The 16100-nt window shown below is 36.5% G+C and carries 12 protein-coding genes; 3 read left to right on the forward strand and 9 right to left on the reverse strand.

From position 1 onward, the window contains the following. Position 1: 1 nt before the first annotated feature. The 6 genes from ORI89_RS12120 to ORI89_RS12145 form a co-directional block, all read right to left on the reverse strand. Positions 2 to 1279, reverse strand: a complete 1278-nt coding sequence (locus ORI89_RS12120) for a Gfo/Idh/MocA family protein (protein WP_268230753.1) — start codon at positions 1277 to 1279, stop codon at positions 2 to 4. After that, the gene (locus ORI89_RS12125; protein ID WP_268230754.1) at positions 1272 to 2207 is read right to left on the reverse strand and encodes a DUF1735 domain-containing protein; all 936 of its coding nucleotides are present in this window, start codon (positions 2205 to 2207) and stop codon (positions 1272 to 1274) included. The genes ORI89_RS12120 and ORI89_RS12125 overlap by 8 nt, the downstream gene beginning before the upstream one ends. Before the next feature lie 117 nt (positions 2208 to 2324). Next, positions 2325 to 4163 (reverse strand): RagB/SusD family nutrient uptake outer membrane protein, encoded by a 1839-nt coding sequence (locus ORI89_RS12130; RefSeq protein ID WP_268230755.1) that lies wholly within the window; start codon positions 4161 to 4163, stop codon positions 2325 to 2327. Positions 4164 to 4173: 10 nt separating this feature from the next. Continuing rightward, on the reverse strand, positions 4174 to 7548 hold the full coding sequence (locus ORI89_RS12135) for a TonB-dependent receptor (RefSeq protein ID WP_268230756.1): 3375 nt from the start codon (positions 7546 to 7548) through the stop codon (positions 4174 to 4176). Between the two features lie 114 nt (positions 7549 to 7662). Then, positions 7663 to 8835: a FecR family protein gene (locus ORI89_RS12140; RefSeq protein WP_268230757.1), complete on the reverse strand. Its 1173-nt coding sequence runs from the start codon at positions 8833 to 8835 to the stop codon at positions 7663 to 7665. A gap of 101 nt (positions 8836 to 8936) precedes the next feature. Further along, positions 8937 to 9515 carry an RNA polymerase sigma factor gene (locus ORI89_RS12145; protein ID WP_268230758.1) on the reverse strand — a complete coding sequence of 193 codons (579 nt, stop codon included), beginning with the start codon at positions 9513 to 9515 and terminating at the stop codon, positions 8937 to 8939. A 387-nt stretch (positions 9516 to 9902) separates the two neighbouring features. On the opposite strand from ORI89_RS12145, the gene ORI89_RS12150 reads away from it, so the two are divergent. Continuing rightward, a complete protein-coding gene (locus ORI89_RS12150; RefSeq protein WP_268230759.1) occupies positions 9903 to 11615 on the forward strand; it encodes an FAD-dependent oxidoreductase in 1713 nt (570 codons plus the stop codon). 33 nt (positions 11616 to 11648) lie between these two features. Here the strand turns inward: ORI89_RS12150 and ORI89_RS12155 are convergent, their stop codons facing one another. The 3 genes from ORI89_RS12155 to ORI89_RS12165 form a co-directional block, all read right to left on the reverse strand. Continuing rightward, positions 11649 to 12323 (reverse strand): DUF6904 family protein, encoded by a 675-nt coding sequence (locus ORI89_RS12155; protein WP_268230760.1) that lies wholly within the window; start codon positions 12321 to 12323, stop codon positions 11649 to 11651. Between the two features lie 305 nt (positions 12324 to 12628). Continuing rightward, on the reverse strand, positions 12629 to 13120 hold the full coding sequence (locus tag ORI89_RS12160) for a VOC family protein (protein WP_268230761.1): 492 nt from the start codon (positions 13118 to 13120) through the stop codon (positions 12629 to 12631). A 110-nt stretch (positions 13121 to 13230) separates the two neighbouring features. Beyond that, positions 13231 to 14874 carry a sulfatase family protein gene (locus tag ORI89_RS12165; RefSeq protein ID WP_268230762.1) on the reverse strand — a complete coding sequence of 548 codons (1644 nt, stop codon included), beginning with the start codon at positions 14872 to 14874 and terminating at the stop codon, positions 13231 to 13233. A 220-nt stretch (positions 14875 to 15094) separates the two neighbouring features. Here ORI89_RS12165 and ORI89_RS12170 point away from each other — a divergent pair, with 220 nt between their 5' ends. Both ORI89_RS12170 and ORI89_RS12175 read left to right on the forward strand, forming a co-directional pair. Beyond that, entirely contained in the window at positions 15095 to 15652 is a 558-nt protein-coding gene (locus tag ORI89_RS12170) for a Crp/Fnr family transcriptional regulator (protein ID WP_268230763.1), read from the forward strand. Positions 15653 to 15728: 76 nt separating this feature from the next. Further along, positions 15729 to 16046, forward strand: a complete 318-nt coding sequence (locus ORI89_RS12175) for a DMT family transporter (RefSeq protein WP_268230764.1) — start codon at positions 15729 to 15731, stop codon at positions 16044 to 16046. The last annotated feature ends 54 nt before the right edge of the window (positions 16047 to 16100 follow it).

A 16100-nucleotide genomic window follows, 5' to 3' on the forward strand; every position in this document is an offset into this window, starting at 1 on the left:
TTTAAATGATTTTACTTATTTGTTGACTTTCAAAACAACGTAGGGCAACCGTCGAAGCATTCACCCCAAATTTGACATCGGCTATGACAGGGCTTCCTGTTCTAATTGCATCAAAAAAACGTTGAAAATGTAGGTAGTGTGCATCTGGATGATCCTGTTTAGCTAGAAAGTGAATTTCTTTATCATTTACTTTCTGTATGCTATCAAAACCTGGAATACCATGCAGTATATTTTCATAAGTACTCCAATCTTGTTCTTGTAAGTGTTGTAATGAAACTTTATCCCAATTAACCTGTAATGTTCCCTTTTCACCAACAATTTTAAAGTTTGTGCTTCCCCAGTCGTTGGCAATACCATCGACCATATTGGCTCCTAGGAACATCTTAAACTGCTGTTGTTTTAATTTATCCTCATAGTCTACCAGTGAAAAGACAACGTCTGGTGTATCCCTACTTCCGTCATTGTAATAAACAATATCCCCATCAGAATAAACGCGTTTAGGTTCGCTTACCCCTGTAATGTAATGTACACTCGCAATAACATGAACAAAAAGATCCCCAGCCAGCCCGGTACCATAATCACTCCAATTGCGCCAACTAAAAAAGCGTTGAGGGTCATAGGCTCTTTTAGGGGCATTACCTATAAATTGATTCCACCATATAGTTTCAGAGCTTGCACCTTGTGGTGTTCGAAAGGCATTCAGCATAGATGGAGCTCCTGAGAAACGGGCATCAACAAAATTTATTTTACCGATAGCACCATTCTCTATCAAAAGTTTCGCCATCTCCATCCCTACTGCTGACACCCCTTGTGTGCCCATTTGAAACACCTTTCCACTCGATTGCTGGGCATTTATTAACGCTTTGCCTTCTGATCTCTTATGAATAATTGGTTTTTCACAATAAACATGCTTACCATTCTTAAGCGCATCAATAGCTATTTTTTGATGCCAATGATCGGGTGTACCAATGATTACAGCATCGACATCAGGCATTTTTAAAATATTTAGGTAGTCCATTTCTGTCCGAATATGTTCTCCCCATTCTTTTTTTGCGGAGTCTAAACGTGCTTGAAAAACGTCACATACCGCAATAATTTCCACACCAGGAATACGTAGCGCGGTGTTTGCATCGGCCGTACCCATTCCACCTTTTCCAATCAAAGCAATTTTAACAGTGTTATTTTTTTTATTTTTCGCTAATAAACCTTCCAGATTAGGAGTTAAGCTAAGCGCTGCTCCGCCTAGAGCAACGCTATTTATAAAGAACCGTCTATTCATGATACTTAAATGGAATTAAAACTAATTTAGAGTCAGGGTTAATTTTATTTTCAGATACTTCTGTTATAGAAAGAGGTAACAAATAATCGCCATAGCGAGCCTTTCCATCTGCAGAAACGAGTTTTGTTTTATTAACGGTGTAACCTACCTCGGCATACTTCGCTCCCTTTTTTATATCCCAGTTCTTTTTAAGCTCATAGCTTTCTTTAGGTAGAAGTTTGTAATTTGTACTACCCTCATTATTCACCTGATTGACTAAGGCCTCCGCATCAGTTGCCTCCTCTAAAGAAAATAAAACATCCTTATCGGTCGGATAATTCACCGAAACTTTCAAATAATAGCTACTAATGGGAGCCGTTTTTGAATTGATATCGTTAGCATCATTGAGCAAACCAAATTGATTAAAACCAATAAAAGGTTCTATGATATGTGGAATTGCTAATATTTCCATCGTTGATCTCATCTCTGTTGTAGAGCTGCTTTGAAAGTCTACCTGCGCAGGTAACACATAAATTTCGTTTGGATTTTTAGCTAATAGCGTTAAATATTCCGCTGCATTTATGCGAACATCAAAAGTTTGCTTATAAGCTGATTTATTAAAAGTCAGCGTAGTGCTTTTTAATGTATAAAAAGCAGGATCGAGAACTTTATAGGTTGTATTATTAGCTGTATTGTAGGCTTGAAGAAGCTCTGGTTTTACTTGCAGAGAAGCAGTAGCGTCACGTTGCCCTACACCGGATTTTATAATGGTAATGGGAAGTATAGCCTCTGCAAAATTATAGACATCTATTGTATGTAGCCCCTCTTTTAAGAGATATATTTCGTCATCTACCATGTCTTTCTGCAAGGTGTCTTCGCAAGAACTATTCAAAAAAACAGTACTCAAAAAAATGCCTAACAACAGACTATATTGAATTATCTTTTTCATATGTAAATAAATTGTCTTTTAACAGTTATACAAAATATCCAATCCGAATAGAATGGGTTCATATAATAACGGTATAGAACCTATACTAGAAGGATATTTCATACTTTACTTTTTTAACTACCACCCATAATTTTGAGTAATATTGGTCATCTCACTCAATTGATCCTGATGAATAGGAAAAAAATAGTGCTTTGGTTGAAAAACTCTTTTCCCAGGAAAAATAGATGTCGTTCTGCTCCAAGAGCCTTCGTATGTAGTAGACGCTAAGTTTCTAGTATAAAACGGTTCATTCATTTCTTTTTCAGCAATCATCCAGGTACGTACATCTTGATATCGATTCCCCTCAAAAGCCAATTCGACCATACGTTCTTTTTGCAATAGTGTGCGCAATAGTTCTTTATTACCTTTGACCTCTGGATAGGCCTCTTCCAACTTGTTTAAACCACTACGTTTACGTACTAGATTAATGTATGTCAATGCTTCTGCTTCCTGTCTATTGGGTTTCTCATTACAGGCTTCTGCATAATTTAAATAAATCTCTGCTAAACGATAAAACGGCCAGGTGTAATGTCCCCATTTTCCTTCTTCAATATCATTTGCGGGATTGCTCATTCTACGCCATATATAACCTGTCTTAATACAATCACCTGTTTGTGTATAAGAAGAAGTTCCTCCGGTAAAAAATGTAACCAGCTTATCTCCGTGAAACCTATTAATCCAGTACATACCGCTTGCCAGCACCGATGCATAGAAACGTGCATCACGACCAACATAGCTATTATGAGCTTTAATAGCAGCAAAATCATCTAAAGGATGGATAAACCCGTCAGTAAATCCAGTTTCTACATATCCAGATTTATTATCTATAATGGGCTCACCATTCGCTTGATAAGCCGTAATAGGATAACGCCCCGTACTAGCCATGGGATAGGTATCAACTAATTTTAAAGAGGGTGAATAACCTCCGTAACCTTCTTTTAATACTCTTGGAGGAGCAGCACGAACAGCTACGTCAAAACCATTATTTATCCATCTTCCCCATATAATCTCTTCGTTCCAATCCTCATGAAAAACTCCCATGTAGGATTTAATTGCTTTCTTCACTGGATCACTTTCCCCGGTAGCTTCATAAAGCTTATACTGATTGAGATCAATAAGGTCTTTAGATGCCTTAGCTGCTAATTCCCATTTATTAGGATCTGTAGTCTGCGGAAAGAGAGGCTCTCCGTCTTTATTTTTTAATTCAGCATGATATTTTGAGCCATTATATAATGGCCTAGCCATATACAGTAAGAGCTCAGACTTTGTTGCTAAAGCCGCCCCTTTGGTTATACGACCATACCAGGCTGGGTCAGTTATCTTAAGAGGTAAAAGATCGACACTTTTATCGATTTCAGATACAATAAAATCAATATTCACTTGCAAAGGATGTCTATCTATATCCTCGCCTTTGATCGTGGTTTCTGTATCTTGATCACCCCATATATATACAGGTCCGTATCGTTTGACTAAAGAATAGTAAAAGTAAGCCCTTAAAAAACGAGCCTCAGCCTTCATCACATCTTTGTTTTGTTGACTGATCTCCACATTTTTGTCCACGTTATCCAAAAATATCGTTGCCTGTTTTATGCCTCTATAGTTATGAGCCCAAGTATGATAATCGCCGTTTGTTGTTCCCCACGAACCATTGTTAATATTGATCCAAGGAACCCATGCGGTCCAAGAAAATAAGGCTTCATCACTTAATGGAACCATACCACCTTCTCCTCCAATCATATCACTCTCATTAGGAAGAAACCCATATATTTGAGCGAGGTAGGCCTCTGTCGTTTGTCTTTTATTAAACACCTCATCCATAGTCATCTGATTTTGCAACTCGACCTCAAGATATTTACTACAAGATGTAATGGTAAACAGGAAGCTTATAAAAAACAGTATATAAAAAAACTTTTTCATGATCGCCATATTATAAAATTATATTAAGTCCGAAATTGACCACACGCATCTGGGGATAAACGCCGCCGTAAGAGGTATCCAATTCAGGATCCCAAATTTTAAACTTACTCAGTGTAAACAAGTTTACACCTTGCGCATAGATGCGTACTTTTGACAATTTGTAACGTTTAACAAGATCTGTGGGTAAGGTGTAACCTACCTCTGCATTTTTCAACCTTAAAAAACTCATGTTTTTTTGCCAAAATGTTGAGCCTTGTGAGTTATTACTATTTTCAATCATTGATAATCTAGGATATTCTGCATTTGGATTAGGATTTTGTTCTGTCCATCTTTCATCAGCAACATCCGAATAAATCTGTCCATAAACCAAAATACTACCACTCTGTCCATACAACGGTCCTCCGCCTATAATTCGAGTGACATTACCAACACCGTGAAAAAAAGCAGAAACATCAAAGCCTTTATAGCCTATACTTGTACCAAATCCATAATTAATTTCCGGGATATAGGCATGTCCTATTGCTACACGGTCGTATGAATCAATAACCCCGTCACCGTTAATATCCTTGTACTTAATATCTCCTGGTCTAACAGCGCCAAATTTCTGTGTAGGACTTTCTGCAATTTCTTGCTCCGACTCAAATAAGCCTAAAGAAATCAATCCATTTTGTTGGTACAATCGCTTACCTACTTCCGACTGGTAAGCCCAAATAGGTGTTGGGCGGTCATCATAGAGCTTTTTATTTCTGTTATAGGTAAAATTCCCACGCCCCTGAATCATAAAATCACCTTGCTGATGCGTAATCTCCATAGAAGCATCAACACCCCGATTTATCATACGCCCTAAATTGACATACTGCTTCACATTCACTCCAACAACTGAAGGAACTGATTCTTGTAAAATGTAAATTCCATCCCGCTTTTCGTAAAAGTAATCGGCATTGATCATTATTTTATTAAATAAACCCAACTCTAAACCCGCATTCTTTTTTACTGCACTTTCCCACGATACATTAGGGTTGCCGGGATGCCCGGTCGCTATACCATCTCGCCATTGCTGGCCTGTGCTACCAAAATGATAGCCGCTCGTCCAAGCCATCTCCGAATTATAAGCAAAACGCCTATCTCCACCAATTTGATCATTTCCAATCTCACCCATAGAACCGCGTAACTTTAAAAAGTTAACCACCGGCTGCAGAGGTTCAAAATACTCCTCATTGCTCATAATATAACCAAGAGCTACAGATGGGAAAAAACCAAACCTTTTAGCGGGTGAGAAATTTTCTGAACCGTTATAACCAAAGTTCCCCTCAATGAAGTACTTGTCATCATAAGAATATGTTGCTCGCGAAGCCACCCCTATATTACGAAAGGGAAAGGCTGCTATATAATCGCCAGGAAAATTATTAGTACGTTGGCGCATACTAAATAAAACCAACCCACCAACACGATGCTTCTCCGCAAATAAGTTGTCGTAAAACAAGGAAGCCTCTAAATTAGTCGTCCGCTCACCTCGATTTGATCGAGCTAAAGAGAGATAATCACTTCCATCTGCATTTTTGTGTAATATCAGATTTCCATCCTCGTCACGTCCTGTAGCGTAGTATGTAGCCGGATTTTTTCTTTTATCTAAAGTGGAGCCATTAAACGCATCCCAAGAAAATTTGATATTACCTTTCAAACCGTTCGTAACCAATTCAGAAAAATCTTGGGTTAAACTCACTAAAGACTGTGCGTTATTCCAAAAATCTTCTGAATAGCCTGTGCTATTCAAGGCATAATATGGGTTTTGCCCGACTAAGGGTTGAGCATGTGTTCCGTCTGAATACTGAGTTGGTATAGCAATAGGTGTGGTATGCAAAGCCATTTCATACATCTTAGCCATATCAACGCCCAATCTATTCTTGGTCTCGTACTGGTTTGACAAATTCAAGGATAATTCGGTGGAAGAAGATAATCTAATATCTAAATTTGATCGGAAGTTAATCTTGCTATAATTAACCGATGGGTCATAATTTGGTGTTTTCTGAGGTTTAAAAATACCATTCTCTGCCAGATAAGAACCTGAAACGTAATAACGCACAACATCTCCACCACCTGTAACATTCAAGTTTAGCCTGTTACTCGTGGTAAAATCCTTAAACAATTCGCTCATCCAATCGACATTCGGGTATAAATCCAAGTCCGTTTTATTCACATATAAATCTTTTAAGTCTTGGGGAAAGGGAATGCGGCCTGAAGCCTCAAAATTGACATCATTATAATAGTCTATCCATTGTGATGCATTTGCCAGTTTAGGAACTTTAGTCGGTGCTAATGTTCCTATTTCAGCACGCAAATCAATGGTAGGTTTATCACTTTTCTTTCCTCTTTTTGTAGTGACTAAGACAATACCATTGGCTCCTCGAACACCATATACAGCAGTAGCAGTTGCGTCTTTTAAAATTGAGAAAGACTCCACATCTTCCGGGTCCACCAAATCAAGAGATCGCTCAATTCCATCAACTAAAATAAGCGGACGATTGTTGGCCCCGAAACTACTAACACCACGAATCCAAAAAGAAGCTCCGTTGCCCGGCTCGCCCGAACCTTGAACAGTTACAATACCCGCCATTTGACCGGCTAAACTGGTACTGATTTTTGCTACAGGCATTTTCAGATCATTAGGCGATACTGTAGTTATCGCTCCAATAACACTTGCTTTACGCTGCTTACCAAATGCAACGACAACAGTTTCATCAAGGCTACTAACGTTTACTTCTAATTGTACTTGTAAGATGAGGTTATTTGAAAGTATTACTTCCTTAGAGATAAAGCCTACTAAAGAAAATACTAAAACACCTTTCGAATCATCTAATTCCATTTTGAAATATCCATTTTCATCAGAAGAAGTACCGATATTTGTACCTTTCAAAAAAATAGACACACCTGGCAGAGCTTTGCCTTCAGGATCTGTGACCTTGCCAGTTATAGTTTTACGTTGAGCATTTTGCTCCAGTTTATTTGCAAGCTTTAGATCTGAAAATATTGATCTGGTAATAAGAACAGTATTATTCTTGATCTCATAGGATAAATTCCGTTCCGATAATATCTGATTTAACAGATTGTGGAGATGTTCTCCTTTTGCCGTAACCGAAATCCGTTTCTCGTTCCTTAATAACTTACCGTTATACAAGAAGTCTAAACCAGTCTGCTTATGTATTTCATCCAATACATCAACTAGCAAAGCATTTTTAACTTCGATAGACACTTTCTGCCCGAACGAATTAGCATGAACATGCACTAAAGAAAATAAGAGAATAAAAGCCAGTAATTTCATCCATAGGGGTACTTTAATCAATTTTTTTAGGTCAAAAAGAGATTCTATATAATTCCTTTTATACATTTGTAATGATTTAGTTTAAATGATTAGTAATTCTGTCTGGTCAAATGACACTAGATCTATCTATATCGGGAGTGTGGCAGCACTTCCGATACTTTATTATCCGTTTGCTCGTTTTTACATAACTAGGACCCTCCCATCCTCTATTTTAAATTTATAACTTGTTATATATTCTAGCTGTTGTAGCAATTCAGACAATTTATTTGTCCTTCTTATCATTCCTGTAAAAGTATCTTGCCTGGTAGAGTTAATAATAAAATCGTCTATTTCGTACCAATCTTTTATTTTTGTTAATACAGTTTCAACATCATCATCTGTAAATCTAAAATAACCTTCACGCCATGCCATTACTTCTTTCAAATCAGCCTTTCTCAACTCTATATTTCCTTTACTAGAATTGGTTATAGCTTTAAAGCCCGGCGACAGCACTTTTTTATGATAATTCGTTTCGACCTCCACTTTCCCTTCAACCAGCGTGGTTTCAGTATGTTTTGAACTAGTTTTAGAATCAATATTGAATTTAGTCCCTAATACTTTTATAGTTGTATTCTTAGTATGTACCAAAAAAGGACGGTCTTGATCATGATTGACCTCGAGATAAATCTCACCGTCCATATAAACTTCTCGCTTCTTATCGTTAAAATGTACAGGATACCTGAGCTCCGCACCAGAGTTTAAATAGGCTAATGTACCGTCAGCTAATACGAGTTTTAAAGAAGATCCTTTAGGACAAATGAATGTATTATACTCCTGCTTTAAATCATTACCAGTTTTAATATGATAAGTTAATTCTCCATTCCCGGAAGACCTGAGTTCTATTCCAAGTTTAAGAAGAGCTGCTTGCTCATTTTCGACGACTGCAACCTCTTGACCATTTTGAAGCTTTATAATGGGCATAGTTTTATCAGGCAAAAAAATTTCATTTCGACTATAGATTCGTTCTTTTGTACTCACTCCTTGTTTTTGTTTCAAAACAAAAAAACCAAAAACAACCAGTAAAGAGGCTGCAACTGCTACTATAGTTTTAATAAATCGGCGGGATACAAAATTTTCGCTAGGCTTTTCATTATGAATTGAAATAGAAGTTTTGATTTTTGACAATACCTCTTCACTATTCGCAAAAGCAGAAAGCTTTCTCGTGGTCGATGGCGCTAACCAACGCTCAATCCTTGAAAAAAACTGATCTTCACCCATATCTTGAATAAGGTCTAAAAACTCCTCAAGCTCTTCGGATGAGATAGAATTAGTTACATATTTATCAAAAAGTAATATTATCTTTTCCTCTTGCATAAACTATAAATTGGTTAGCATAAATCGATACTTTTTTACACTACTTATATATAGTACAACTGAAAAAAAGAAAAAGACTAGTTAGAAAGGAAGTTTTTTTATTATAAAAAATAAAAAAAGATTAAAGGCAGTATGAATTGCTGCAAAAGGGCTTTACGCAGACTCTTGACTGCTTGAGCCATATGGTTTTTAACAGTGTTTTTAGAAACCTTTAGTTGTTGGGCTATTTCGTCCTGAGTAGCTCCTTCTATTTTACTTAATACAAACACAGTACGTTGTTGAGTAGGTAAACCTTCTACCTGCCTGAATATCTCACTACCGAGCTCCTTATTTTCTAAAAGACGATCATTAGATACAAATTTATCCGTTGCTAAAATCAATAAATTATCAAATGCTGCTTTTGAACTTTTTATACTTTTGAGTTTATTTAATGTTTCTCTCTTAGTTATAGTATAAATAAAAGGCCACAGTTCCTTCTCCTCATCGAGCTTATCCCTATTATTCCACAGCTTTATAAAAACTTCTTGAACAATATCTTCACTCCAACCGGTATCTTTCAGAACAAAAAAGGCCACATCAAACACACGATGAGCAAACTTCTGATACACAGACTCCATTACAGTTTGTTCCCCATGTTTTAATAATGAAACAAAAGCACCATCATCTGTAACATTCTTCATTTTGTTTAAATTGATAGGTTTGAGTAACTGCTAACATTGAATCTAGCTTTATCATATTCGGCTCTACTTTTATAATCGTTACTGTATGTCAAGTATAATATAAAATTTATACTCATACAAGTTCTTATCTGATGTTTTTGAAAAAAATAGTCTTAGAATTTATAAAAATCATCATCCATGACTATAGATAAAAAAGAAACATATTATGTATCAATCATTAGCAGATTTAAACGCACTATTTGCTATACTGAAATATAAATAAAATAATAAATACGAAAGATTGTTTTATTTTTTATGATATTTACAATAACCTACGTTACCTAGTCAATTACAAGCAGAAATAGCTGCCATACATTTATTTAGAGATAAATAAAAGATTATAAACATATGAAAAGAAGAAAATTTTTAGGTTCATTATCTACAATTGGAGGATTAGGACTACTTGACACAAAGTCTGTCTATGCCCATATAAGCGATCAGTCTACAAATGAAGTAAATAATACGCCCGTTGTTTTAAGAAAAGACACTATTATTATTGGAGGAGGTTTAGGAGGAGTTGCATCAAGCTTAGCACTTTTAAAACAAGGCCATTCTGTTTTGCTAACAGAAGAAACCGACTGGCTTGGTGGACAATTAACATCGCAAGGTGTACCGCCCGATGAACATGAATGGATAGAGTCGCATGGCGCTCCAGAGTCATACCTTGATTTTAGAAAAAAAGTAAGATCGTATTATCAGAATAATTATCCAATTATAGATTCTTTAAAAGAAAACGCTGCTCTTAACCCTGGAAATGGTGCAGTATCTCGACTTTGTCACGAACCCATTGTAGCACTAAGAGTTATAGAATCGCTGTTAGCACCCTACATAGCTAATGGACAATTGACAGTTATGTTAAAAACCACGCCAATCAGCGCCGAAGTAGACAACAATAAAGTTATTGCTGTGTTAGTAAAGTCCAACGAGATTACTTATAAACTCTACGCTGACTATTTTGTAGATGCAACCGAGCTAGGAGATCTCCTTCCGCTAACAGGAACAGAATATATAACGGGAACAGAATCAAAATCGCAGACGAATGAATTACATGCACCGGACAAAGCAGACACTACGAACAATCAAGCTTTCACCATGTGTTTTGCCATAGATTATGTGCCGAATGAAGATCATACGATAGAAAAGCCAAAAGATTATGATTTCTGGTACAATCACGTGCCACCTCTTAGCCCCCCGTGGTCAGGAAAAATATTAGGTTTACACTACTCGTATCCTCGTACATTAAAACCAAAAGAGTTGGGTTTTCACCCCGAAGGTGAACAGACCGAAAACAAACTAAACCTATGGAATTACCGACGAATAATTGATAAAAACAATTTTACTCCTTCCTTTTTCAAAGGCGATATTACGATTGTGAATTGGCCACAAAACGACTATATGCTTGGTAATCTTATAGACGTTTTTGAAAACGAGTTTAATAAGCACATCGACCGAGCAAAACAATTAAGTTTATCCCTTCTCTATTGGTTGCAAACAGAAGCCCCTAGACCAGATGGTGGCAAAGGCTGGAAAGGACTACGATTACGCAAAGATATTATGGGGACAGAAGATGGTTTAGCGAAATACCCCTATGTACGAGAATCAAGAAGGATTAAAGCTGAATTCACCGTATTAGAAGAACATGTAGGCCGTGAAAATAGAGCGATCGTTGCAAAGCCCAATGAAGACAAAACTAAAGCAAAACATTTTGAAGATTCTGTCGGAATTGGCTACTATCATATTGATTTGCACCCGACCTCTAATGGTGTTAATTATGTAGATTTCAGCTCCCTACCTTTTCAAATTCCATTAGGTTCGTTATTACCTATCCGAATGGAAAACATTTTTCCAGCGAATAAGAATATAGGTACAACACATATTACAAACGGCTGTTACAGATTACATCCGGTGGAATGGAGCATAGGAGAAGCTGTAGGACACCTTATTTCGTATGCTAAGCATATAGGAGTAGCACCACGACAAATACGCAAAGACAATCACATACTAAAAGAGTTTCAAACGTACTTACATCAACAAGGTGTACAAACAGAATGGCCTATTTGAGAATATACATAAACAAAAATACCCGGGATTACATTAAGCATGAGCAATATAAAACTCTTTAATCTCGGGTATTTTAAATTGGTTCGGTTTCCCATCCAATCTTTTCGCTTCTTCTTCAATATAGTCGTTCAATTCATTAAACTCAACAGTCGCATAGCTACTTGCCCGAAGAAGTTCAGGCAATTTTCTGAAAGCCTGTTTCCCCTTTCCCAAAGAAAAGAAATTCTCATTAAGCTGACACATAAACTGATACATATAAGGATTTTCCCCATATATACTACCTTGAAGATAAGGTTTAATTTTATGAGCAGTACTGATATCGTATTCGTCTAACGCAAGCTCTAACCAATGTTCTAAAGAATAGAAAAAAGATAAGTCTAATTTATTTGGAGGGATAAAGTTCCAGTTTTCTTTTAAGGCAGCTAAACTAAAAAACAAGTGTACCCATGATATCTCAAAACCATAAAGTTGGCTATCACCCTGTGAAAACCAAGAGCCTCTGCGGGAAAGACGCTGGCCGTTCATACTTTTTCGCACTTCATACGAAAAAGTACGAATAAGTTCATTGCGATTTTCAAATGCGCCGATATGTTGAAATTCGGTAATATTCCAAAACTTTTCAATAATTTCATAAAAAGTTCTTAAATCATCATAAGTGCCCCATATCTGAGCCCCTATTCCACTTTTTGTATATGTTGCGTATATCATGTTGTAAATACTTTAAATAAAACAATTGTCTTACTTACCATCATTCATCCGCTCTTAACTCTAAGTTTAAAAACGAACACATCTTATATACTGCATCAGAAAACAAATGCGAGCGCAGCTTCTCGCTATTAACAGTCTATTACACAAATTAAATAAGAGCTGTCACCACAAGGTCATACCTTTCTTAAGACATGAATAGTTGTCGTTATAGCTAAACTAAAAAATATACAAACCACTAATTTACGGGAAACCGTAATTCACAAAACATACTGTACCCAAAAACGATAAATATTCCTTGAATTTAATCAATCGTTCAATTCTCGTAACAAATCATCTAAATCAAGTCCCCTTGTATACATATCCAAGGACCCATCGGCTTTCGTTGGCCACATTTCTTTCGGTCTATCGTAGTAAAGCTCTACACCATTACCATCAGGATCGTCCAGATACAGTGCTTCAGATACACCATGATCACTAGCGCCTGTGAGCGGATACGATGCTTTAAGCAAACGGTCAAAAATAATTGCCAAGTCTTTCCTTGTAGGGTATAGAATAGCAGTATGATATAAACCTACTCCGTATCGAGGTGCCGGTGGAGCATCTTTGCTTTGCCAAGTGTTTAAGCCGATATGATGATGATAACCACCAGCAGAAATAAAAGCAGCTTGGTTGCCATACAAAGTTGTAAGTTCAAAACCCAACAAGCCTTGATAAAATTCAAGAGACCTTTCGAGGTCTGCTACTTTCAAATGCACATGACCTATACGCGTTTGCTCAGGTATTTTATAATCACTCATTTTATTTAATTTTTTATGAGAAGATACAAAAACCATACAATAAATAACAGGTGTATCGTTCCTATATTAAAAAATAATCTCGCTATTAAGACAATTTATCATTGTCTTATTCAATTTTCATATGAAGGCAAAAAGCGTCTATCGTTAACGTCTGAATCACCATATTTAGCACGTGTTTCTTGTAGTTTCTCATGCATCTGAGCTCTTATATCATGATAATCCGGTTGTTCATAAACATTGCGTAACTCTTGCGGATCTTCTTGCAAATCATAGAGTTCCCATTCATCAACATCGTAATAAAAATGCATTAATTTATAGCGATCCGTACGAATACCATAATGGCGCTTAACAGTGTGTATGGACGGATACTCGTAATAGGTATAATACACCGCATCGCGCCATTGTTTCTGTTTACCGTTAAGCAAATCTCGAAAAGACTCTCCTTGCATGTCTACTGGCACTTCGGCTCCGGCATAAGTTAATAAAGTAGGTGCAAAATCTAAGTTTTGTACTAATGCGTCAAGAGATTGTCCGCCCTTTATTTCAGCAGGGTATCTAATTAGCAATGGGGTTCGCAAGGACTCTTCATACATAAATCGTTTATCATACCAACCGTGCTCTCCTAAGTAGAAGCCTTGATCGGACGTATAAATTACAATCGTATTATCTGTTAATTCGTTTTCTTCCAAGAAGTCAAGCAAACGCCCCACCCCATCGTCAATTGCAGCAACAGTGCCTAAATAATCTTGCATATAGCGCTGATAACGCCAACGCATTAGGGTACTGTCCGACATTTGAGCGTAGCTCTCTTTAAAATCAGTCATGATGGGATCATAAACAGCATCCCAGGCCGTGCGCTCTTCGACAGACATACGACCCAGATTATTAATATACGCTGCTTTATCCCAAGTAAGATATTCTTTCAGGCCCAGCTCATCCATCATAGCAGGAGGTATCTTATTATCGCCTGCCCAATTCATATGATGAAGAATATTCATTTCAGCAGTTTTTGCAGCAGTACCTCTGCCCTCATAATTATCAAAAAGTGTCGTAGGTTCTTTATATGTTTTTGACGTATACTCTTGAATATGTCGTAAAGCAGGTAACCACTCACGATGAGGTGCTTTTTGATGATAAAGGACACAAAAAGGCTTACTCGTATCTCGATTAGCAATCCAATCCAGTGTCATATCAGTAGTTAAATCTGTAACATATCCTTCTACTTGTTGCTTAGTACCGTTAATAATAAAATTAGGATTATAATATTCGCCCTGATCGATGAGTACAGCAGAATAGTCAAATCCTTGTGGAAGTCCGTCCATATGTATCTTACCAATGAGCGCAGTTTGATAACCACTCTTCTGCAAAATCTTAGCAAAATTATCCTGATTCCAATCAAACTTAGCTTCATTATCAACTTTTCCATTCATATAACTATGTTTCCCTGTCAATAGAACAGCACGACTGGGCGCACAAAGCGAGTTAGTAACAGTAGCTCGTGTAAACATGGCACCTTCTTTACTAAGACGATCAATATGAGGGGTGTGATTCAAACCATGTCCATACGCACTTATTGCCTGATAACCATGATCGTCACTCATGATATAAACAATATTAGGTTGCTTTGACTTTACTTGCCCATACCCTATAAAAGGATATAAACTCAAAACAACTAATAATATACATGCCGTCATTAAAAATTTTATTTTCAACATATATACTTTCCGTTCCATAATCATTAAATATGACCCCATAATTTGATAATAACTTATTTTACTAAAGGTTTTGCTTCTTATTATTGAATACAATTATAAGAAACACTTCATCAATTGCTAAGTAAAAAGCAATTAATATTATTAAAATACAGAGAGCATGGTGATCAATGTATTTATTAGCTATTCAAAAAAAAATGCTACTTTCACCAGTCAATCTATTTGGGGTAGCCAAACAGTATTATTCATTTAAGCTAAAGCCATGAATCCATTAATTGAGCAACTGCTAAAATATGGACACATTAATGAGGGTGTACAACAAGAAATCAATCTTAAAACTAAACACTTATTAAAGAAAAAAAACGAGCACTTACTTAGAGAAGGACAAAGCTTTTCGAGCTATTTCGTTATAAAGAAAGGACTGATTAGAGCTTATTTTCATAAAAACAAAAAAGAAATAAACACATGGTTTGGAGAAGAAAACCAAATATTTTATTCTATCCTTCCTGTGTATGCAAATAGTCCTTCTTTTGAAAACATACAATTTCTTGAAGATTCAGACGTATATTGTATTTCTAGTAACGACTTAAGTCAGCTATACAGCATGTATCCGGAACTCAATATTATTGGAAGAAGAATAGCCGAGGAGGTGGCTATATTGCTCGAAGAAAGAATCGTTTCGCTACATACCAAATCTGCTTTAGAACGATATAATACGCTTATTAAAGTACAACCAAATTTACTAAATAGAATAAACCTTGGCCATATTGCATCTTATCTCGGCATGACCCAAGAGACATTGAGTAGAATAAGAAAGTAAAAGTTGATTTTGACTTATGTCAAAAAATAAAGTACATTCCCGTGTTATTTTTGGCGGATAAATTAATACATAACATATGAATTGGATTGCACTAATTGCCGCTGGATTTTTTGAAATAGGTTGGCCTCTCGGCCTAAAGATGGCTCAGCAAACAGATAATAATAAGTTAAGTTGGATAATCGTGGCCATTGTTTCCATGTCGATCAGTGGTTTGTTATTATTTTATGCACAAAAATCAATTCCTATAGGTACTGCATATGCCGTATGGACGGGACTAGGAGCAGTAGGGACTTTACTAGTTGGGATATTTTTCTTCAATGATTCAGCTAGCACTCTCCGACTTCTTTCGGCCTTATTAATTGTATTTGGAATTATTGGTTTGAAAGTATTTTAACATAACAAACACCTGATATGCTCATTAAGTATATCAGGTGTTTATGTTAAAATA

The organism is Sphingobacterium sp. UT-1RO-CII-1, from assembly GCF_026711005.1.
In the GTDB taxonomy this organism is placed as follows: Bacteria; Bacteroidota; Bacteroidia; order Sphingobacteriales; family Sphingobacteriaceae; genus Sphingobacterium.

What these genes read in the sequence shown, in the direction of transcription:
- ORI89_RS12125 (WP_268230754.1), bottom strand. Translation starts at nt 2,207, where the DNA reads ATGAAAAAGATAATTCAATATAGTCTGTTGTTAGGCATTTTTTTGAGT.
- ORI89_RS12130 (WP_268230755.1), bottom strand. Translation starts at nt 4,163, where the DNA reads ATGAAAAAGTTTTTTTATATACTGTTTTTTATAAGCTTCCTGTTTACC.
- ORI89_RS12175 (WP_268230764.1), top strand. Translation starts at nt 15,729, where the DNA reads ATGAATTGGATTGCACTAATTGCCGCTGGATTTTTTGAAATAGGTTGG.
- ORI89_RS12145 (WP_268230758.1), bottom strand. Translation starts at nt 9,515, where the DNA reads ATGAAGAATGTTACAGATGATGGTGCTTTTGTTTCATTATTAAAACAT.
- ORI89_RS12140 (WP_268230757.1), bottom strand. Translation starts at nt 8,835, where the DNA reads ATGCAAGAGGAAAAGATAATATTACTTTTTGATAAATATGTAACTAAT.
- ORI89_RS12170 (WP_268230763.1), top strand. Translation starts at nt 15,095, where the DNA reads ATGAATCCATTAATTGAGCAACTGCTAAAATATGGACACATTAATGAG.
- ORI89_RS12160 (WP_268230761.1), bottom strand. Translation starts at nt 13,120, where the DNA reads ATGAGTGATTATAAAATACCTGAGCAAACGCGTATAGGTCATGTGCAT.
- ORI89_RS12150 (WP_268230759.1), top strand. Translation starts at nt 9,903, where the DNA reads ATGAAAAGAAGAAAATTTTTAGGTTCATTATCTACAATTGGAGGATTA.
- ORI89_RS12120 (WP_268230753.1), bottom strand. Translation starts at nt 1,279, where the DNA reads ATGAATAGACGGTTCTTTATAAATAGCGTTGCTCTAGGCGGAGCAGCG.
- ORI89_RS12135 (WP_268230756.1), bottom strand. Translation starts at nt 7,548, where the DNA reads ATGTATAAAAGGAATTATATAGAATCTCTTTTTGACCTAAAAAAATTG.
- ORI89_RS12165 (WP_268230762.1), bottom strand. Translation starts at nt 14,874, where the DNA reads ATGGGGTCATATTTAATGATTATGGAACGGAAAGTATATATGTTGAAA.
- ORI89_RS12155 (WP_268230760.1), bottom strand. Translation starts at nt 12,323, where the DNA reads ATGATATACGCAACATATACAAAAAGTGGAATAGGGGCTCAGATATGG.